Here is a 19,709-nt window from a genome sequence, read left to right as displayed (position 1 = left end):
GCGGGCTTGCCCGCGATCAGCGGACGCTCAGCATTTGTAATGTTAAGATCGGGTCTGGCACCTCGCCAGACCCGATTTTCATTCCAGGCCCCGCGAACATGTTCCAGCCCTCCCCCTGGCGCGCCGACTTCCCCGCCATCGCCGCCCTGCAACGGCAGCACCAGACCTACCTGGACAGCGCCGCTACCACCCAGAAGCCCCAGGCGTTGCTCGATGCCCTGAGCCATTACTACGGCCATGGCGCTGCCAACGTGCACCGCGCCCAGCACCTGCCCGGTGCGCTGGCAACCCAGGCTTTCGAGACCAGCCGCGACAAGGTGGCGACCTGGCTCAATGCGGCGGACTCACGGCAGATCGTCTTCACCCATGGCGCCACCTCGGCGCTGAACCTGCTGGCCTATGGCCTGGAACACCGCTTCGAAGCGGGCGACGAGATTGCCATCAGCGCCCTGGAGCACCACGCCAACCTGCTGCCTTGGCAACAACTGGCCCGGCGGCGCGGCCTGCGCCTGGTGGTGTTGCCGCTGGACGAGCATGGCCGCATCGACCTGGAGCAGGCGCTGCAGCTGATCGGCCCGCGCACCCGTGTGCTCGCCGTCAGCCAGCTGTCCAACGTGCTCGGCACATGGCAACCATTGCCTGCGTTGCTGGCCCATGCCCGCGCCCAGGGCGCGCTGACCGTGGTCGATGGCGCCCAGGGCGTCGTGCATGGCCGCCATGATGTGCAGCAGTTGGGCTGCGACTTCTACGTATTTTCGAGCCACAAGCTTTATGGGCCGGAGGGTGTCGGCGTCCTGTACGGCCGTACCCAGGCACTTGAACTGCTGCGCCACTGGCAGTTTGGCGGCGAAATGGTGCAAATGGCCGACTACCAGAGCGCCAGCTTTCGCCCCGCGCCACTGGGTTTCGAGGCCGGCACGCCGCCGATCGCCGGGGTCATCGGGCTGGGCGCGACGCTGGATTACCTGGCCAGCCTCGACACCCCTGCCGTCGAGGCTCACGAAGCCAGCCTGCACCAGCATCTGCTGCGCGGCCTGGCCGACCGCGACGGTGTGCGCGTCCTTGGCACACCACAGACGGCCCTGGCCAGCTTCGTCATCGACGGTGTACACAACGCCGACATCGCCCACCTGCTGACCGAGCAAGGCATTGCCGTGCGCGCCGGGCATCACTGCGCGATGCCGCTGCTCAAGGGGCTGGGGCTGGAGGGGGCGATTCGGGTGTCGCTGGGGCTGTACAACGACAGTGACGACCTGCAACGGTTCTTCGCGGCGCTGGACCAGGGCCTGGAGTTACTGCGATGAGTTTGCCCTTGCCAGCCCAGCAAGCGTTGGAAAGCTTCGAGCAGGCCCACGGCTGGGAACAGCGGGCGCGGCTGCTGATGCAATGGGGCGACCGCCTGGCGCCACTGGATGACGCCGAAAAGACCGAGGCCAACCGCGTACATGGCTGCGAAAGCCTGGTGTGGCTGGTGGCGGAACGGGTCGAAGGACAGTGGCACTTCAAGGCGAGCAGCGATGCGCGGTTGCTGCGCGGGTTGCTGGCGCTGCTGCTGGCGCGGGTTCAAGGGGTGGACAGCGCGGAACTGGCCGGGCTGGATCTGCGAGCGTGGTTTACCCAGTTAGGGCTGGAACGGCAACTGTCGCCGTCGCGCAGCAATGGGCTGCATGCGGTGTTGCTGCGAATGGCAGAGTTGGCAACCAGCCGTTAAGTCCGCGGCGCCTGCTTCGCGGGTAAACCCACTCCTACAGGGTCATCATCGCCAGTGAGAGCTGTGCTGTGCCTGTGGGAGCGGGTTCACCCGCGAAGCAGCCAGCGCAATTATTCCGGTTTGACCCGCTCCGATGGCCGCCGCGCGCCGGCCACCAGTTTTTCGATCGCCTTGCTCGCCGCGACCATGCCAAAGGTCGCAGTCACCATCATCACCGCGCCAAAGCCCCCCGCGCAGTCCAGGCGCACGCCTTCGCCGACGAAGCTCTTCTGCAAGCAAACACTGCCATCCCCCTTCGGATAACGCAGCTGTTCGCTGGAAAACACGCATGGCACGCCGTAGTTGCGGCTGGTATTGCGCGAGAAGTTATAGTCCCGGCGCAGGGTCGAACGCACCCGTGAAGCCAACGGGTCGTTGAAGGTCTTGTTGAGGTCGCCGACCTGGATCTGGGTCGGGTCGATCTGCCCGCCCGCCCCCCCGGTGGTGACGATGGCGATCTTGCGGCGCCGACACCAGGCAATCAGCGCGGCCTTGGCCATCACGCTGTCGATGCAGTCGATCACTGCATCCATCTCCTCGGTGATGTACTCGGCCATGGTCTCGCGAGTGACAAAATCCGCCACCGCGTGCACGGTAATCTTCGGGTTGATCGCCCGCAGGCGTTCGGCCATCACCTCGACCTTGGGCCGCCCGACCTGGCCTTCCAGCGCATGGGCCTGACGGTTGGTATTGCTGACGCAGACATCGTCCAGGTCGAACAGGGTGATTTCGCCGACGCCACTGCGCGCCAGGGCCTCGGCCGCCCACGAGCCGACCCCGCCGATGCCGACGACGGCCACATGGGCATTGCCCAGGCGCTGCAGGCCCTGGTCGCCATACAGCCGGGCAACGCCGGCGAAGCGTGGATCTTCAGTGCTCATGTTCCTACCTCAACGCTCGTACCCGAAAATGCGGCGCGCATTATAGGCCAGCGGCCGCTTTCACCTCCATCGTTAGGAAACACCCTACCATTACTGCTTTAATGTCCTATCACTTGGACAGAATCGGACCACAATGTCATCTCGCAAATTCGGCCTCAACCTGGTGGTGGTCCTGGCCATCGCCGCGCTGTTCACCGGGTTCTGGGCACTCATCAACCGCCCGGTCTCCGCGCCTGCCTGGCCGGAACAGATCTCCGGCTTCTCGTACTCGCCCTTCCGCCTTGGGGAAAGCCCGCAAAAGGGCCAGTACCCCAGCGATGACGAGATGCGCCAGGACCTGGAGCAGCTAAACAAGCTCACCGACAACATCCGCATCTATACCGTCGAGGGCACCCAGGCCGAAATCCCTCGGCTGGCCGAGGAGTTCGGCCTGCGGGTGACCTTGGGCATCTGGATCAGCAAGGACCTGGAGCGCAACGAACGCGAGATCGAAAAAGGCATCGAACTGGCCAACCACTCGCGCAGTGTGGTGCGGGTGGTGGTCGGCAACGAAGCGCTGTTCCGCGAGGAGGTGACGCCCGAAGAGCTGATTCAGTACCTCGATCGCGTGCGCGCCGCCGTCAAGGTGCCGGTCACCACCAGCGAGCAGTGGCACATCTGGAAGGAACACCCGGAACTGGCCAGGCACGTCGACCTGATCGCCGCGCACATCCTGCCGTACTGGGAGTTCGTGCCGATGAAAGACTCGGTGCAGTTCGTCCTCGACCGCGCCCGCGAGCTACGCCACCAGTTCTCGCACAAGCCGCTGCTGCTGTCGGAAGTCGGCTGGCCGAGCAACGGCCGCATGCGCGGCGGCGCCGACGCCACCCAGGCCGACCAGGCCATCTACCTGCGCACCCTGGTCAACACCCTGAACCGACGGGGCTACAACTACTTCGTCATCGAGGCCTACGACCAGCCGTGGAAGGCCAACGACGAAGGTTCGGTAGGCGCCTACTGGGGCGTGTACAACGCCGAGCGCCAGCAGAAGTTCAACTTCGAGGGGCCGGTGGTGGCGATCCCGCAGTGGCGGGCCCTGGCGGTCGCTTCGGTGGTCCTGGCGATGATCGCCCTGGCCGTGCTGCTGATCGACGGCTCGGCCTTGCGCCAGCGCGGCCGCACCTTCCTCACCTTCATCACCTTCCTGTGCGGGTCGGTGCTGGTGTGGATCGCCTACGACTACAGCCAGCAATACAGCACCTGGTTCAGCCTGACCGTCGGCGTGTTGCTGGCGCTCGGCGCGCTGGGCGTGTTCATCGTGTTGATGACCGAGGCCCACGAACTGGCCGAAGCCGTGTGGATCCACAAGCGCCGCCGCGAATTCCTGCCGGTGCAGGGCGACAGCGCCTACCGGCCCAAGGTGTCAGTGCATGTGCCGTGCTACAACGAGCCACCGGAGATGGTCAAGCAGACCCTCGACGCCCTCGCCGCGCTGGACTACCCGGACTATGAAGTGCTGGTGATCGACAACAACACCAAGGACCCGGCCGTGTGGGAGCCACTCAAGGCCCACTGCGAGAAGCTTGGCGAGCGTTTCAAGTTCTTCCATGTCGCGCCCCTGGCCGGCTTCAAGGGCGGCGCCCTGAACTACCTGATCCCGCATACAGCCAAGGACGCTGAGGTGATCGCGGTAATCGACTCGGACTACTGCGTCGACCGTAACTGGCTCAAGCACATGGTGCCGCACTTCGCTGACCCGAAGATCGCCGTGGTGCAGTCGCCACAGGACTACCGCGACCAGCACGAAAGCACCTTCAAGAAGCTCTGCTACAGCGAATACAAAGGCTTCTTCCACATTGGCATGGTCACTCGCAACGACCGTGACGCGATCATCCAGCACGGCACCATGACCATGACCCGCCGCAGTGTGCTGCAAGAGCTGGGCTGGGCCGAGTGGTGCATCTGCGAAGACGCCGAGCTGGGCCTGCGGGTATTCGAGAAAGGCCTGTCGGCAGCCTATTCGCACAATAGCTATGGCAAGGGCCTGATGCCCGACACCTTCATCGACTTCAAGAAGCAGCGTTTCCGCTGGGCCTATGGCGCCATCCAGATCATCAAGCACCACGCCAGCGCCCTGCTGCGCGGCAAGGGCAGCGAGCTGACCCGTGGCCAGCGCTATCACTTCCTGGCCGGCTGGCTGCCGTGGGTCGCCGACGGCATGAACATCTTCTTCACGGTCGGCGCGCTGCTGTGGTCGGCGGCGATGATCATTGTCCCGCACCGGGTCGACCCGCCGCTGATGATCTTTGCCATCCCGCCGCTGGCGCTATTCTTCTTCAAGGTCGGCAAGATCATCTTCCTCTACCGCCGTGCGGTAGGGGTGAACCTCAAGGATGCCTTTGCTGCGGCACTGGCGGGGCTGGCGCTGTCGCATACCATTGCCAAGGCGGTGCTTTACGGCTTCTTCACCAGCAGCATGCCGTTCTTCCGCACACCGAAGAACGCCGACAGCCATGGCTTGCTGGTGGCGATTTCCGAAGCACGGGAAGAGCTGTTCATCATGTTGCTGCTGTGGGGCGCGGCACTTGGCATATTCCTGGTGCAGGGGCTGCCGAGTTCGGACATGCGCTTCTGGGTGGCGATGTTGCTGGTGCAGTCGCTGCCCTATGTGGCTGCGCTGGTGATGGCGTTTCTGTCGTCGCTGCCCAAGCCGGTCGAGAAGGCCGCCGAAGCACAACAGGTTTGAGAGGGCGGGGGCGCTTTGCGCCCCCAAGCCCCCTCTGTTTGATATAAGATAACGCCCCTCAGATTTCCCCGCCTCGCCTTGCCCCGGAGTCCCCCATGACGGCCCCTGCCGAGCTCTCGCCCACCCTTCAACTGGCCTGCGACCTGATCCGTCGCCCCTCGGTCACCCCCGTCGACGCCGACTGCCAGGCACAGATGATGAACCGCCTGGGCGCCGTGGGCTTCCAGCTGGAGCCGATGCGTTTCGAAGACGTCGATAACTTCTGGGCTACCCACGGTACCCAGGATGGCCCGGTCCTGTGCTTCGCCGGCCATACCGACGTGGTCCCCACCGGCCCGGTGCAGCAGTGGCAACACGAGCCATTCGAGGCGTTGATCGACGCCGACGGCATGCTCTGCGGCCGCGGCGCCGCCGACATGAAAGGCAGCCTGGCCTCGATGGTGATCGCCAGCGAGCGCTTCGTGCAGGACTACCCGAACCACCGCGGCAAGGTCGCCTTCCTGATCACCAGCGACGAGGAAGGCCCGGCGCACCACGGCACCAAGGCCGTGGTCGAGCGCCTGAAGGCACGCAACGAGCGCCTGGACTGGTGCATCGTCGGCGAGCCGTCGAGCACCACCCTGCTCGGTGACGTGGTCAAGAACGGCCGTCGCGGCTCGCTCGGTGCCAAGCTGACCGTGCGCGGCAAGCAAGGCCATGTGGCCTACCCGCACCTGGCTCGCAACCCGATCCACCTGGCCGCCCCGGCATTGGCGGAACTGGCAGCCGAGCACTGGGATGAAGGCAACGTATTCTTCCCGCCGACCAGCTTCCAGATCTCCAACCTCAACGCCGGCACCGGCGCCACCAACGTGGTCCCGGGTGAGCTGACCGCGCTGTTCAACTTCCGCTTCTCCACCGAGTCGACCGTCGAAGGCCTGCAGGCGCGGGTTTCGGCGATCCTCGACAAGCACGAGCTGGACTGGTCGGTCGACTGGGCGCTGTCGGGCCTGCCGTTCCTCACCGAGCCGGGCGAACTGCTCGACGCGGTGTCGGCCAGCATCAAGGGCGTCACTGGCCGCGACACCCAACCGTCGACCAGCGGCGGCACCTCCGATGGCCGCTTCATTGCCACCATGGGCACCCAAGTGGTCGAACTCGGCCCGGTCAACGCCACCATCCACCAGGTCGACGAGCGGATCCTGGCCAGCGACCTCGACCTGCTGACCGAAATCTACTACCAGACCCTGGTCCGGTTGCTCGCCTGATGCTCGCCTGCCCCCTCTGCCAGGCCGCCTTGTCGCGGCTCGACAACGGCGTGGTGTGCCCGGCCGGCCACCGCTTCGACCGCGCCCGCCAGGGTTACCTGAACCTGCTGCCGGTGCAGCACAAGAACAGCCGTGACCCAGGCGACAACCAGGCCATGGTCCAAGCCCGCCGCGACTTCCTCGACGGCGGCCACTATGCCCCGGTGGCCCAGCGCCTGGCCGAGCTTGCCGCCGAGCGCCAACCCGGCGCCTGGCTGGACATCGGTTGCGGTGAGGGTTACTACACCGCGCAGATCGCCCAGGCCCTGCCGGGCGCCGATGGCTATGCCCTGGACATCTCCCGCGAGGCGGTCAAGCGTGCCTGCCGCCGTGCGCCCGAGGTAACCTGGATGGTCGCCAGCATGGCCCGCGTGCCGTTGGCCGATGCCAGCTGCCAGTTCATCGCCAGCGTGTTCAGCCCGCTGGACTGGGACGAGGCCAAGCGCCTGCTCAGCCCCGGTGGCGGCCTGATGCGCGTGGGCCCGACCAGCGGCCACCTCATGGAGCTGCGCGAAGTGCTCTACGATGAAGTGCGCCCCTACGCCGACGACAAGCACCTGGCCCTGGTGCCCGAAGGCATGGCCCACGCCCACAGCGAAACCCTCGAGTTCCGCCTGAGCCTGGTCCAACCCAAGGCCCGTGCCGACCTGCTGGCGATGACCCCGCACGGCTGGCGCGCCAGCGCCGAGAAGCGCGCCCGGGTGATCGACCAGCCCGAGCCGTTCGAGGTGACGGTTTCCATGCGTTATGACTATTTCGTGCGCCAACACTGAGCACACCCGGAGCCCTTATGCGCCAACCCGATATCGAGATCTACCTGAAGGACGCCGACGTCGACCACAAGCAGATTGCCGAGTGGCTCAGCCAGGCAATCGGCCCGTGCAGCGAATGGAAGCAGAAAGGTCAGACCTTCAAGTGCCAGGCCGGTAACATTCCGGTCACCTGGTTACCCAAGGCTGTAGGGAAATGGAACAGCCTCTACCTGGAAAGCGACCAGACCCCATGGGCCGATGACGTTGCCTGCGCCCGCGCCGCGTTCGCCGCGCTGAACGTCGAGGTGCGTTGCGCGCCGGGTGGCTGGGTCGAGGAAGACGGTGAGGACGATGCCGATCGCTGGGTCCGCATCAGCGCCGACGGTGAAGAGGAAATCACCTGGCGTACTGCTTGAGCTGCAAGAAAGGTTGCATCAGGCTGCAAGCACACGGTCGCTTGCAGCTTGAAGCCTACAGCTAGAGGCTCAGAGCCCGACTACGTCTTCGGCTTGCAGGCCTTTCTGGCCCTGCACGCAGGCGTATTCCACCCGCTGCCCTTCGACCAGGGTACGATGCCCCTCACCGCGGATCGCCCGATAGTGGACGAATACATCCGCACCACCTTCGCGCTGAATGAAGCCATAACCTTTGGCATCGTTGAACCACTTAACATTCCCAGTCTCACGAGACGACATCTGAACTACTCCGGATTTTTATTGTGAAGATCGCCTTGTAGACACAGGGTGTCCTCCCTATGTCGACGCCGCTTGCCGAAATATCCTGCAAGTGGCAGGCCGAGTATATGACACAGAACAAAAAATTTTCATGACCGTCGCGCTATTTACCGAATTTTGCTGAACTTGCGCCGATACGGCAGACTAAACGACTGTCTATTCTCTGAAATTCACTCCCAGGGCACTCACCCCATGACCCGTTCCCCCCTGCGCCGCCTGATCTTCGGCGCCCTGCGTCGCCTGATGTACCTGTGGGTGCGCTCCGAGACCATCAACCAGTCGTCCCTGACCCTCAAGCTCGACCGCAGCCGCCCGGTGTTCTACGCCCTGCCGTCACCATCGCTCACCGACCTGGTGGTGCTCGACCGTGAATGCACCAAAGCGGGGCTGCCGCGCCCGGTGCTGCCGGTGGCCGTCGGCTCGCTGCAGGAACCTGCCGCGTTCTTCTACCTGACGCCGGACCCGGACTGGCTTGGCCGCCACGACAAGCGCGGCGCACCGCCGACCCTGGAGCGCCTGGTCGCCGCCATCAGCCAGCACGCCGAGGAAGACGCACAGATCATTCCGGTCAGCGTGTTCTGGGGGCAGACGCCGGCCAGCGAGAACAGCCCGTGGAAATTGCTGTTCGCCGACAGCTGGGCCGTGACCGGGCGCCTGCGCCGGCTGTTGACCGTGTTGATCCTGGGGCGCAAGACCCGCGTGCAGTTCTCCGCGCCGATCCACCTGCGCGAACTGGTGCAGCACAACAAGGGTCACGAGCGTACCGTGCGCATGGCCCAGCGCCTGATGCGCGTGCACTTTCGCAACCTCAAGACCGCCGTGATCGGCCCCGACCTCTCGCACCGTCGCAACCTGGTCAAGGGCCTGGTGCATGCGCCCCTGGTCCGCCAGGCCATCGCCGACGAAGCCCAGCGCGAGAGCATGCCCGTGGCCAAGGCCGAAGCCCAGGCGCTGCGCTACGGCAACGAGATCGCTTCGGACTACACCTATACCGCGATCCGCTTCCTGGAGGTGGTGCTGAGCTGGTTCTGGAACAAGATCTACGACGGCATCAAGGTCAACCACATCGAGCAGGTACAAGGCATCGCCCCAGGCCACGAAGTGATCTACGTGCCCTGCCATCGCAGCCACATCGATTACCTGCTGCTGTCCTACCTGCTGTTCCGCAATGGCCTGACGCCGCCGCACATCGCTGCCGGCATCAACCTCAACATGCCGGTGATCGGTAGCCTGCTGCGCCGTGGCGGTGCTTTCTTCATGCGCCGCACGTTCAAGGGCAACCCGCTATACACGGCGGTGTTCAACGAGTACCTGCACACGCTGTTCACCAAGGGCTTCCCGGTGGAGTACTTCGTCGAAGGTGGCCGCTCGCGCACCGGGCGCATGCTGCAGCCGCGTACCGGGATGCTGGCGATCACCCTGCGCAGCTTCTTGCGCTCCTCACGTACGCCGATCGTCTTCGTGCCGGTGTACATCGGTTATGAGCGCGTGCTGGAAGGCCGCACCTACCTCGGCGAACTGCGGGGTGCGAGCAAGAAAAAGGAGTCGATCTTCGACATCTTCAAAGTCTTCGGTGCACTGAAGCAGCGCTTCGGCCAGGTCTATGTCAACTTCGGCGAGCCGATCCGCCTGGCCGCGTTTCTCGACGAGCAGCAACCCGGCTGGCGCGAGCAGGAGCTGGGCCCACAGTTCCGCCCAGCCTGGCTGAACGATGCCACCACCCGCCTGGGTGCAACGGTTGCCCGCCATCTCAACGAGGCGGCAGCGGTCAACCCGGTCAACCTGGTGGCCCTGGCACTGCTCTCCACCAGCCGCCTGGCGCTGGACGAGCGTGCCCTGACCCGGGTGCTCGACCTGTACCTGGCTTTGCTGCGCCAAGTGCCGTACTCCGAGCACACCACCTTGCCCGAAGGCGACGGCCAGGCACTGATCGAACACGTGCGCGGCATGGACCTGCTGGCCGAACAGAAGGACGCGCTGGGTCGCATCCTCTACCTGGATGAAGCCAACGCGGTATTGATGACTTATTACCGCAACAATGTCCTGCACATCTTTGCCCTGCCGGCCCTGCTGGCGAGCTTCTTCCTCAGCAGTTCGCGCATGAGCCGCGAACTGCTGGGCCAGTACGTGCATGCGCTGTATCCGTACCTGCAGGCCGAACTGTTCCTGCGCTGGGCGCCGGAGCAACTGGACGAGGTGATCGACCACTGGCTGGCAGCGCTGGTCGAACAAGGCCTGCTGCGCCACGAAAACGACCTGTACATGCGCCCGGCGCCAAGCTCACGCCAGTTCGTGCTGCTGACCTTGGTCGCACGTACCATCACCCAGACCTTGCAGCGCTTCTACATGGCCACTTCGCTGCTGCTCAACAGCGGGCAGCACACCCTGAGCGCAGAAGAGCTGGAAGACTTGTGCGTCATGATGGCCCAGCGCCTGTCGATCCTGCATGGCCTGAATGCCCCGGAGTTTTTCGACAAGACCCTGTTCCGCCACTTCATCCAGACGTTGATCGTGCAGGGTGTGCTGCGTCCCGATGGCAACGGCAAGCTGGGTTATCACGACAAACTCGGCGAATTGGCCGAAGGCGTGGCCAAGCGTGTGCTGTCGGCGGAGCTGCGCCTGTCGATCCGCCAGGTAGCGTTGCACCGTGATGAGACCCTGAGCATGGTCCAAGGGTAGGCGTTCAGTCTGTAAGGGTGCCTTGAGAGAACGCAGGATCAATGAGCAGCACCCATTGATCCACTCTCAAGGAGCTACTTAATGACGTCGAGCAAATCCAGCATCACCCAGGGCATCCACGGCGGCAACCTGCCGGAATCGGTCACCCAAGGCATCCACGGTGGCAACCTGCCGGAATCCGTCACCCAAGGCATCCACGGTGGCAACCTGCCGGAATCGGTCACCCCAGGCATCCACGGTGGCAACCTGCCGGAATCCGTCACCCAGGGCATCCACGGGGGCAACCTGCCGGAATCCGTCACCCAGGGCATCCACGGTGGCAATCTCAGCCCTGCATCCGCTGAGGGGATTCACGGCGACAACAACAAGGGCTGACCACTGCGCCGGGAAAATCCGCTAAAGTCCCAAGGGTTGGCCACAAGCCAGCCCCAAGGACACCGGAGACTCCATGAAAAAGCTCTTTATGCTGTGTTGCGCATCCCTGCTCGCAGCCTGTTCCAGCCACACCCCGCCCAGCCAGGCCAGCCTGAATGGCGAAGTCTTCTATCTGCAGCGCATCGCCCTGCCGCCGGCCGCCACCTTGAGCGTCGAGTTGCAGGACGTCTCGCTGATGGACGCCCCCGCCGTGACCCTGGCCCGCCAGGCCGGCCCGGTCAAAGGCAACGTGCCGCTGCCGTTCCACCTCAGCTACGACCCGGCCCAGGTCAAACCCGGCCACCGCTATGCGCTCAGCGCACGGATTGAGCTGGACGGCAAGCTGCTGTTCATCAACACCGAACACCACGGCGTCGCGCTCGACGGCAGCGACCCGCAGCCGGTACGTGTCAAAGTCGACCCGGTGCGCTGAGCCCGCCCCCCATTCATCCACAAGGAAATACCCATGATTCGCGCCTCACTGCGCTTCACTACCCTGTGCGCCGGCCTGCTGCTGTCGGCCAGCGCCCTGGCCCTGTCGCTTGGCGACCTGAGCCAGTCCGACGCCACTGGCGGCCTTAAGGATGCCCTGACCCAGGGTGCGCAGATCGCCGTCAAGCAGCTGAGCACCCCAGGCGGCTTCAGCAATAATCCGGATGTGCGCATCGAGCTGCCAGGCAACCTTGGCAAAGCGGCCAAGGCCATGAAGATGTTCGGCAAGGGCGACCAGGTCGAAGCCCTGGAAGCCAGCATGAACAAGGCTGCCGAAGCTGCCGTGCCGCAGGCCCAGGCGATTCTGGTGGATGCCGTGAAGAAGATGACCGTGACCGATGCCAAGGGCATCCTCAGCGGTGGTCAGGATTCGGCCACCCAATACCTGAACAAGAGCAGCCGCGAGCAGATCCGCGCCAAGTTCCTGCCGATCGTCAAGCAGGCCACCGACAAGGTGGGCGTCGCCCAGCAGTACAACGCCTTTGCTGGCCAGGCCAAAGGCCTGGGGCTGATCAAGGATGACGCCAATATCGAGAACTACGTGACCGAGAAGGCGCTGGATGGCCTGTTCGAGATGATTGCCAAGCAGGAACAGAGCATTCGCCAGAACCCGGCACAGGCGGCAACCAGCCTGGCCAAGAAAGTCTTCGGCGCGCTCTGAGGGGCCTGGGGAGGGCTTTGCCCTCCCCTGCAATCCTCACGCTTTCTTGACCCTGAACCAAGCCGCATACAATGCCGGCAGGAACAGCAAGGTCAACGCCGTTGCCACGATCAGCCCGCCCATGATCGCCACCGCCATCGGCCCGTAGAACACACTCCGCGACAACGGAATCATTGCCAGCACCGCCGCCAGCGCGGTCAGCACGATCGGCCGGAAGCGTCGCACCGTGGCCTCGATGATCGCCTGCCAGCGGTCCAGCCCGGAAGCGATATCCTGCTCGATCTGGTCCACCAGGATGACCGAGTTGCGCATGATCATCCCCGCCAGGGCGATGGTGCCGAGCATGGCGACGAAGCCGAACGGCTGGCGGAACACCAGCAGGAACAACGTCACGCCAATCAGCCCCAACGGCGCGGTAAGGAACACCATCACCGTGCGCGAGAAGCTGCGCAGCTGGATCATCAGCAAGCTCAGCACCACCACGATGAACAGCGGCATGCCGGCATTCACCGACTTCTGCCCGCGCTCCGAGTCTTCTACCGTGCCGCCCACCTCCAGCAGGTAGCCATCCGGCAGCCTGGCCCTGATCTCCTGCAAGGTCGGCAGGATCTGCTTCACCAGGGTCGCCGGCTGCTCCTTGTCATAGATGTCGGCACGCACGGTCACCGTCGGCAGGCGGTTGCGGTGCCAGATGATGCCCTCTTCGAAGCCATACTCCAAGGTCGCCACCTGCGACAGCGCCACGCTCTGGCCATTGCTGGTGGGCAGCGCCAGGCTGCCGAGGCTGCCCAGTTCGCCACGCTCCTGCTGGGTGCCGCGCAAGAGGATCTCGATCAGTTCGTTGTCCTCCCGGTACTGGCTGACCGTGGTGCCGGTCAGCGAGCTCTGCAGGAAGCTCGACAGCTGCGCAGTACTTACGCCGAGGGCGCGGGCGCGGTCCTGATCGATCTCCAGGAACACCGCCTTGCTCGGCTCTTCCCAGTCCAGGTGTACGTTGACCACATGCGGGTTCTCGCGCACCTTGTCGGCCACCTCGCGCGCCAGGGCACGGGCCTTCTCGATGTGCTCGCCGGTGACCCGGAACTGCACCGGGTAGCCCACGGGCGGGCCGTTCTCCAGGCGTGTGACGCGAGCACGAAGGTCGGGGAACTGCTGGTCGACGGTGCTGATCAACCAGCTGCGCAGGCGCTCGCGGTCTTCCATCGACTTGGCCAGCACCACGAACTGGGCGAAGCTGGCGGCAGGCAGCTGCTGGTCCAGCGGCAGGTAGAAGCGTGGCGAACCGGTGCCCACGTAGGCGACGTAGTTGTCGATGCCGTCCTGCTGCTTGAGCAGCGCTTCCAGTTGCTTGACCCGCTCGGCGGTATTGGCCAGCGAGGCGCCTTCGGCGAGCTTCAGGTCGACCATCAGCTCCGGTCGCCCTGAAGCCGGGAAGAACTGCTGCGGCACGAAACGGAACAGCACAATGCTGCCGACAAAGGCGGCGATGGTCAGCAGGATCACCGTCTTGCGCCGCCGTACGCACCACTCCACCACACGCCGTACGCGCTGGTAGAACGGCGTGCCGTAAGGGTCCTGCGCGTGCGCGCCGTTGCCATGGCGGGCAGCATGCAGCCTGGCCAGGTCCGGCAGCAGCCGTTCGCCCAGGTAAGGCACGAAAACCACCGCCGCGACCCACGAGGTCAGCAGCGCGATGGTCACCACCTGGAAAATCGAGCGGGTGTATTCGCCAGTGCTCGAAGCTGCCGTGGCGATCGGCAGGAAGCCCGCAGCCGTGATCAGCGTACCGGTGAGCATTGGGAACGCCGTGCTGGTCCAGGCGTAGCTGGCGGCCTTGAGGCGGTCATAGCCCTGCTCCATCTTGATCGCCATCATCTCCACGGCGATGATCGCGTCGTCCACCAGCAGGCCCAGCGCCAGCACCAGCGCGCCGAGCGAGATCTTGTGCAGGCCGATGCCGAAGTAGTGCATGCTGGCGAACGTCATGGCCAGCACCAGCGGAATGGCCAAGGCCACCACCAGGCCGGTGCGCAGGCCGAGGGAGAAGAAGCTCACCAGCAGCACGATCACCAACGCCTCGACCAGCACCTGGACGAACTCGCCAACCCCGGCCTTGACTGCCGCCGGCTGGTCGGAGACCTTGCGCAGCTCCATGCCCGCCGGCAGGTTGCGCGCCAGGCGTTCAAACTCGTCTTCGAGCGCTTTGCCGAGTACCAGAATGTCGCCGCCATCCTTCATCGACACCGCCAGGCCGATGGCGTCCTCGCCCATGAAGCGCATGCGCGGTGCGGGCGGGTCGTTGAAGCCACGGTGCACGTCGGCCACGTCGCCAATGCGGAAGGTGCGGTCGCCGACCCGGATGGGGAACTGGCGGATGTGGTCAACGCTGTCGAAGTGACCGCTCACCCGCAGTTGCAGGCGTTCACTGGAGGTCTCGAAAAAGCCCGCGGTACTGACCGCGTTCTGCTCGCGCAAGGCTTGCTGCACGGCCTCCAGTGGTACGCCCAGGGTGGCCAGCTTGAGGTTGGACAGCTCGATCCAGACCTTTTCGTCCTGCAGGCCGATCAGCTCGACCTTGCCCACGTCCTTGACCCGCTGCAGCTGGATCTGGATGCGGTCGGCGTAGTCCTTGAGCACCGCATAGTCGAAGCCGGCGCCGGTCAGCGCGTAGATATTGCCGAAGGTGGTACCGAACTCGTCGTTGAAGAACGGGCCCTGGATTTCCGGCGGCAAGGTATGGCGGATGTCAGCCACCTTCTTGCGGATCTGGTACCACAGCTCGGGAATGTCCTTGGAGTGCAGCGAGTCGCGGGCCATGAAGGTCACCTGCGACTCACCCGGGCGCGAGAACGAGACGATCCTCTCGTACTCACCAGTCTCCATCAGCTTCTTCTCGATGCGCTCGGTGACCTGACGCGAGACTTCCTCGGCCGTAGCCCCCGGCCACAGGGTACGAATGACCATGGCCTTGAAGGTGAACGGCGGGTCTTCACTCTGCCCCAGCTTGGTGTAGGACATGGCGCCGATGGCAGCCAGCAGAATCATCAGGAACAGCACAATCTGGCGGTTACGCAACGCCCATGCGGAAAGGTTGAAACCCATCGGGACTTACTCCTTGGCCGTCAGGTTCACCACACGGTTGGTGCGGTCCACCGGCCGCACCTCCTGCCCTTCGCGCAACACGTGGCCACCGGCAGCGACTACCCAGTCGCCCGGCGCCAGGCCTTCGAGCACCGGCACGGTTTCACTGCCATAAGGCCCCAGGCGCACCACGGCGCGCTCCAGGCGGCTTTCCTTGTTGACGCGCCAGACATACGCCTGGCCGTTCTCGGCGGTGACTGCCGACAGCGGCACGGCAAGCGGAATCACCCCGTCATGGGCAATGAATACCCGCGCACTCTGGCCGAGTTCGGCCGGCACCTTGGCCGAGGTGAAGGCAATTCGTGCGGCGAAGGTCCGTGAACGCGGGTCGGCGGCAGGTGACAGCTCGCGAATGCGACCCTGGAAGCGTTCGTTGGGGTGCGACCACAACTCGACGCTGACAGCCTGGCCCACGGCAAAACGGGAGAACTGCTGTTCCGGCAGGCCGATGGCAACTTCACGCTCACCGTCGGCGGCGAGCGTGAACACGGTCTGCCCAGCCGCGACCACCTGGCCGACTTCAACCTGACGTTTGGCGATGACACCGGCTTGCGGCGCACGCAACACGGCGTAATCCGCCTGGTTGCCGGCCACGTCGAATTCGGCCTTGGCCTGCTTCAGGCGGGCAAGGCCGGCGCGGTAGAGATTTTCCGCGTTGTCGTACTGGGAATGGCTGACCATCTGCCGGTCGAGCAGCTTCTGGTAACGGTCGCGCTCGGCACGCACCAGCGACAGGTTGGCCTCGGCCGCCGCCAGCTGGGCACGGTTGGCTTCCAGCTGCAGACGCACGTCCTGTGGGTCGAGTTCGGCCAGCGGCTGCTCGGCCCTGACCCGCTGCCCTTCCTCCACCAGGCGCTTGCTGACCTTGCCGCCGATGCGGAAGGCCAGCTCCGGCTCGAAGCGCGCGCGCACTTCGCCGGGGTAACTGTCGGCAGCGGCTTCGGCCGGCTGCGGCTGCACCACCAGGGCCGGGCGCGGCGCGGCGGGTGGAGCGGCTTCCTGACCGCAGGCGGCCAGCATCAGCGCGGCAGCGGCGGGCAGAACGAGGGAAAAGGCATGACGCAGCATGATGAATCCTTTCGCGAAGTGCACATCGAATATTTATACTGGCGAGTATATTAAATCAGGGAACCGAGGCCGGGAAGCTGCCGTCGGAAAGAAAAATCAACATCAACCAGGGTCGCCACCTGCAGCCGGGAGCCGTCCGAGCCGGTAAGATGGGCGCCCCCTCAAACGAATGCGGATTCCAATGTCCAACGACGCACCCAACGGCCCGGGCCGGCCCAAGGACCTGGCCAAGCGCGAGGCCATCCTCGAAGCGGCCAAGGCCCTGTTCCTCAGCCTTGGCTATGCCAACACCAGCATGGATGCGGTCGCTGCGGCGGCAGGTGTTTCAAAACTCACGGTCTACAGCCATTTCACCGACAAGCAGACGCTGTTCGGCTCCGCAGTCATGGCAACCTGCCAGAACCAGCTGCCTGACTTGCTTTTCGAGTACCCCGAGGGGGCGGCCGTGGAGGAGGTGTTGCTGGCTATCGGTCGCAGCTTTCAGGCGCTGATCAGCAGCGACGAGGCAGTCAAGCTCTGCCGCCTGATCATGGCCCAGGGCAGCCAGGACCCGGGGTTTGGCGAGTACTTCTACGAAGCCGGGCCGAAGCGGCTGCTGATGGGGATGGAGGCACTCCTGCGCAGGATCGATGGGTGCGGGCTGCTGCGGATTGCCAATCCGTTGCAGGCGGCCGAGCACTTCTTCAGCCTGGTCAAGGGCGCACCGGATTACCGCTTGCTGCTGGGGTGTGCCGGGCCGCTGGAGGGGGATGAGGCCGAAGCCCATGTGCGTGAGGTGGTGGAATTGTTTATCCGGGCGTTCAAGGTCTGAGTCAGATTGTGCCGGCCTTTTCGCGGCTAAAGCAGCTCCTACAGGGGTATCACAGGTTTTGAAAACTGTGCGGAGCCTGTGGGAGCGGCTTTAGCCGCGTAGTGGCCGGGGCAGGCGATCACGCCTTGAGGGCTTTCTTCGGATAGATGTCATACCGGCTGGACTTGCCCTCGAGGCTATGACTCGGCTTCGGCCCATCGATGATCGGCGCCTTGCGCGGCCGCTTCACCACTACACGGTGGCTGGCCAATGCCAGTGCCGCCTCCAGCAATGCAGGCGCATCCAGGTCATCGCCAACCAGCGGGCGGAACACGCGCATTTCCTTCTTCACCAAAGCGCTCTTGTCACGGTGCGGGAACATCGGGTCGAGGTAGATTACCTGCGGCGCCTCGCCTTCCCAACTGCGCATGCGCTCGATGGCGTTGCCGGTCAGCAGGCGCATGCGCCCGACAATCGGCCCCACCTCTTCATCCACGCGGGCCCGCGCCAGGCCGTCTTCCAGCAACGCGGCAATCAGCGGCTGGCGTTCGATCAAGGTCATCTGGCAGCCCAGGCTGGCCAGCACGAACGCATCCTTGCCCAGGCCCGCCGTGGCATCCAGCACCTGCGGTCGCACCCCCGGAGCGATGCCCACCGCCTTGGCAATCATCTGCCCGTTGCCCCCACCGAACTGGCGCCGGTGCGCGGCCTGGCCTTCGACGAAGTCCACCCGCACCGGCCCCGGAGCCTGCGGCCCCAACTGCTGGATCTGCAAGCCATCCATGCCCACCTGCACGGCAAACGCGGCCGTATCATCCTGCAGTGGCAGCGCCAGGCGCTCGGCCCATCGCGCGGCTTGCGCCTCGAACTCCGCCGTCAGCGCCTCGACCCGGATACCTGTGCCCTGCTCTTCCATCATTCACACCTAGAAATTGAACCCTGCCCCTCATGTATCGGCCGCCACGGCCGATACAGGCAATATTCCGCTATTCTGCCAGAGCACAGCGCGCACGACTGCCATGACAGATACTCTTCCCATCGGCTTGACCTACTTGTCGCCTGTCGGCAACTACGGTCGGCAGAATACCCAGGCACTCGGGGGCGTCAGCCACCTGTGGCAGGATTTCTTCGCCCGCGCGATGGCCGAGCAGCAAGCGGAAGAACCGGACAGCGTCAGCCAGGCCATGGTCCAGTATGACCAGGCCAGCGGCGAGCCGATCGGCGGGGCCAAGGCCCTGGCCCTGATCGAAACCCAGCGCGCCTGCCCGGTACAGGACACCATCGTCGCACCGCCCGAGCCACTGTTCCTGCCCAAGGCGGAATTGCAGGCCAACCTGATGGCGCCGGCGCCCGAGCCGTTCAGCGCGGCCGAGATGATCCAGCAACAGCGCCAGCTCGACCTCAGCAACAGCTGGCTGCGCCCGGTGGTGATGAGCCAGGGCCACCCGCTCCCCGAACCAGGCCCGGGCCCTTCCCCGCGCCCACTGCACCTGCCGATCGCCGAATTGGAAGGGAATCTGCTCGATCCCGCGCCGGAACCGTTTGACGAGGCGACCCTCGCCAAGCAGCAGCACGACCTTGAGTTCGACATGCACTGGGCGCGCCCGGTCGTGCTGAACAACGTTCGCGTCCAGGCCTGAGATCAGCGACAGACCTGCCAACGCCCCATGTCCAGATGAAAGTGATTGTGGTGGGCCGCGTTGTAGTCCGGTCCCAGCACCGTGCTGAAACTGTCGCACGCCGCGTGTCGCACCTGTCTCAGAAATTCACCCTTCTGCCCGCCCGCCTGCCAGTCCCGCGCCAGCACGACGCGCTGACCGTCTTGCAGACGAAAGCCGCTGATATCCAGCGCGTTGGCCGTAGCGTGCTGGCTCAGACGCCCTTGCTTGCGGTTGTAGACATTGCGGCAGGCAAAGCTGCCCAAGTGATCCACTTGCACCACAGGCTGGCCAAATACCCGCTGCGCAGCAGGCTGTAGCCCATGCCGCTCGAACAACGCATAGGCGACCGCCAACGGGCAACTGGCCAGAAAGCTGCTGCTCAGGCGAACGTCCCCTCGCTCGATACGCCACACGTTCTGCAGCGGGCAGCTGGCCGATGGCGGGCTGTCGACCTGCGCCCGGTAACGCAGCCCGGACGTCTCCAGGGCCTGGCGGCACAAGCCTGGGTCGTTGCGCAGCCGCGACAGCTTGTAACTCGTCAGCCAGTTCGGCGGCTGGCGCACATCCAGCGCCGCCCACGGGTTCCAGGTGTCCGGAAGGCGCCAGCCGAATTGCCAGGCCAGGCCCGCCATCACCAACAGCAGGGCGCATGCCAGCATCACGGTGCGCATGGCG

At 64.8% G+C, this 19,709-nt stretch carries 18 protein-coding genes; 12 read left to right on the top strand and 6 right to left on the bottom strand.

The genetic code is table 11. The features are described from left to right. Nucleotides 1-98: 98 nt before the first annotated feature. Both HU738_RS08405 and HU738_RS08400 read left to right on the top strand, forming a co-directional pair. Nucleotides 99-1,304 (top strand): cysteine desulfurase, encoded by a 1,206-nt coding sequence (locus HU738_RS08405; protein ID WP_186603196.1) that lies wholly within the window; start codon nucleotides 99-101, stop codon nucleotides 1,302-1,304. After that, nucleotides 1,301-1,711, top strand: coding sequence for a SufE family protein (locus HU738_RS08400; protein WP_186603197.1), 411 nt, complete (start codon nucleotides 1,301-1,303; stop codon nucleotides 1,709-1,711). The genes HU738_RS08405 and HU738_RS08400 overlap by 4 nt, the downstream gene beginning before the upstream one ends. Nucleotides 1,712-1,821: 110 nt before the next feature. Here the strand turns inward: HU738_RS08400 and tcdA are convergent, their stop codons facing one another. After that, complete coding sequence (gene tcdA, locus HU738_RS08395) at nucleotides 1,822-2,631, bottom strand: tRNA cyclic N6-threonylcarbamoyladenosine(37) synthase TcdA (protein ID WP_186603198.1); 810 nt, start codon at nucleotides 2,629-2,631, stop codon at nucleotides 1,822-1,824. Nucleotides 2,632-2,764: 133 nt separating this feature from the next. Between tcdA and HU738_RS08390 the strand changes: the two genes are divergently transcribed. From HU738_RS08390 to HU738_RS08375, 4 genes are all read left to right on the top strand, one after another. Then, nucleotides 2,765-5,356, top strand: a complete 2,592-nt coding sequence (locus tag HU738_RS08390; protein ID WP_176510375.1) for a glycosyltransferase — start codon at nucleotides 2,765-2,767, stop codon at nucleotides 5,354-5,356. Nucleotides 5,357-5,451: 95 nt separating this feature from the next. Continuing rightward, on the top strand, nucleotides 5,452-6,603 hold the full coding sequence (gene dapE / locus HU738_RS08385; RefSeq protein ID WP_186603199.1) for a succinyl-diaminopimelate desuccinylase: 1,152 nt from the start codon (nucleotides 5,452-5,454) through the stop codon (nucleotides 6,601-6,603). Continuing rightward, a complete protein-coding gene (locus HU738_RS08380) occupies nucleotides 6,603-7,415 on the top strand; it encodes a putative RNA methyltransferase (RefSeq protein WP_186603200.1) in 813 nt (270 codons plus the stop codon). The genes dapE and HU738_RS08380 overlap by 1 nt, the downstream gene beginning before the upstream one ends. A gap of 17 nt (nucleotides 7,416-7,432) precedes the next feature. Then, nucleotides 7,433-7,810 carry a hypothetical protein gene (locus tag HU738_RS08375; RefSeq protein WP_176510100.1) on the top strand — a complete coding sequence of 126 codons (378 nt, stop codon included), beginning with the start codon at nucleotides 7,433-7,435 and terminating at the stop codon, nucleotides 7,808-7,810. 69 nt (nucleotides 7,811-7,879) lie between these two features. On the opposite strand, the gene HU738_RS08370 is transcribed toward HU738_RS08375, so the two are convergent. Continuing rightward, nucleotides 7,880-8,089, bottom strand: coding sequence for a cold-shock protein (locus HU738_RS08370; RefSeq protein ID WP_003252255.1), 210 nt, complete (start codon nucleotides 8,087-8,089; stop codon nucleotides 7,880-7,882). A 231-nt stretch (nucleotides 8,090-8,320) separates the two neighbouring features. Here HU738_RS08370 and plsB point away from each other — a divergent pair, with 231 nt between their 5' ends. The 4 genes from plsB to HU738_RS08350 all read left to right on the top strand — a co-directional run bounded on the left by plsB (nucleotide 8,321) and on the right by HU738_RS08350 (nucleotide 12,374). Next, nucleotides 8,321-10,807, top strand: coding sequence for a glycerol-3-phosphate 1-O-acyltransferase PlsB (gene plsB / locus HU738_RS08365; protein WP_186603201.1), 2,487 nt, complete (start codon nucleotides 8,321-8,323; stop codon nucleotides 10,805-10,807). A gap of 81 nt (nucleotides 10,808-10,888) precedes the next feature. Continuing rightward, nucleotides 10,889-11,182: a hypothetical protein gene (locus HU738_RS08360; RefSeq protein WP_186603202.1), complete on the top strand. Its 294-nt coding sequence runs from the start codon at nucleotides 10,889-10,891 to the stop codon at nucleotides 11,180-11,182. Nucleotides 11,183-11,255: 73 nt separating this feature from the next. Then, on the top strand, nucleotides 11,256-11,654 hold the full coding sequence (locus HU738_RS08355; RefSeq protein WP_186603203.1) for a YbaY family lipoprotein: 399 nt from the start codon (nucleotides 11,256-11,258) through the stop codon (nucleotides 11,652-11,654). 33 nt (nucleotides 11,655-11,687) lie between these two features. Continuing rightward, nucleotides 11,688-12,374 (top strand): DUF4197 domain-containing protein, encoded by a 687-nt coding sequence (locus HU738_RS08350; protein ID WP_186603204.1) that lies wholly within the window; start codon nucleotides 11,688-11,690, stop codon nucleotides 12,372-12,374. 36 nt (nucleotides 12,375-12,410) lie between these two features. On the opposite strand, the gene HU738_RS08345 is transcribed toward HU738_RS08350, so the two are convergent. Both HU738_RS08345 and HU738_RS08340 read right to left on the bottom strand, forming a co-directional pair. Further along, a complete protein-coding gene (locus HU738_RS08345) occupies nucleotides 12,411-15,476 on the bottom strand; it encodes an efflux RND transporter permease subunit (protein ID WP_186603205.1) in 3,066 nt (1,021 codons plus the stop codon). Nucleotides 15,477-15,482: 6 nt separating this feature from the next. Further along, complete coding sequence (locus HU738_RS08340; protein WP_186603206.1) at nucleotides 15,483-16,583, bottom strand: efflux RND transporter periplasmic adaptor subunit; 1,101 nt, start codon at nucleotides 16,581-16,583, stop codon at nucleotides 15,483-15,485. Between the two features lie 169 nt (nucleotides 16,584-16,752). Between HU738_RS08340 and HU738_RS08335 the strand changes: the two genes are divergently transcribed. Continuing rightward, the gene (locus tag HU738_RS08335; RefSeq protein WP_186603207.1) at nucleotides 16,753-17,394 is read left to right on the top strand and encodes a TetR/AcrR family transcriptional regulator; all 642 of its coding nucleotides are present in this window, start codon (nucleotides 16,753-16,755) and stop codon (nucleotides 17,392-17,394) included. 118 nt (nucleotides 17,395-17,512) lie between these two features. Here HU738_RS08335 and HU738_RS08330 read toward each other — a convergent pair whose 3' ends face one another. After that, nucleotides 17,513-18,289: a class I SAM-dependent methyltransferase gene (locus HU738_RS08330; RefSeq protein ID WP_186603208.1), complete on the bottom strand. Its 777-nt coding sequence runs from the start codon at nucleotides 18,287-18,289 to the stop codon at nucleotides 17,513-17,515. A 103-nt stretch (nucleotides 18,290-18,392) separates the two neighbouring features. On the opposite strand from HU738_RS08330, the gene HU738_RS08325 reads away from it, so the two are divergent. Then, nucleotides 18,393-19,013: an energy transducer TonB gene (locus tag HU738_RS08325; RefSeq protein ID WP_186603209.1), complete on the top strand. Its 621-nt coding sequence runs from the start codon at nucleotides 18,393-18,395 to the stop codon at nucleotides 19,011-19,013. 2 nt (nucleotides 19,014-19,015) lie between these two features. On the opposite strand, the gene HU738_RS08320 is transcribed toward HU738_RS08325, so the two are convergent. Continuing rightward, nucleotides 19,016-19,693 (bottom strand): extensin-like domain-containing protein, encoded by a 678-nt coding sequence (locus HU738_RS08320; RefSeq protein WP_437182021.1) that lies wholly within the window; start codon nucleotides 19,691-19,693, stop codon nucleotides 19,016-19,018. Between the last annotated feature and the right edge of the window lie 16 nt (nucleotides 19,694-19,709).

The organism is Pseudomonas vlassakiae, from assembly GCF_014269035.2.
Taxonomy (GTDB): Bacteria; Pseudomonadota; Gammaproteobacteria; order Pseudomonadales; family Pseudomonadaceae; genus Aquipseudomonas; species Aquipseudomonas vlassakiae.
This window is presented reverse-complemented; position numbering and strand designations above follow the sequence as displayed.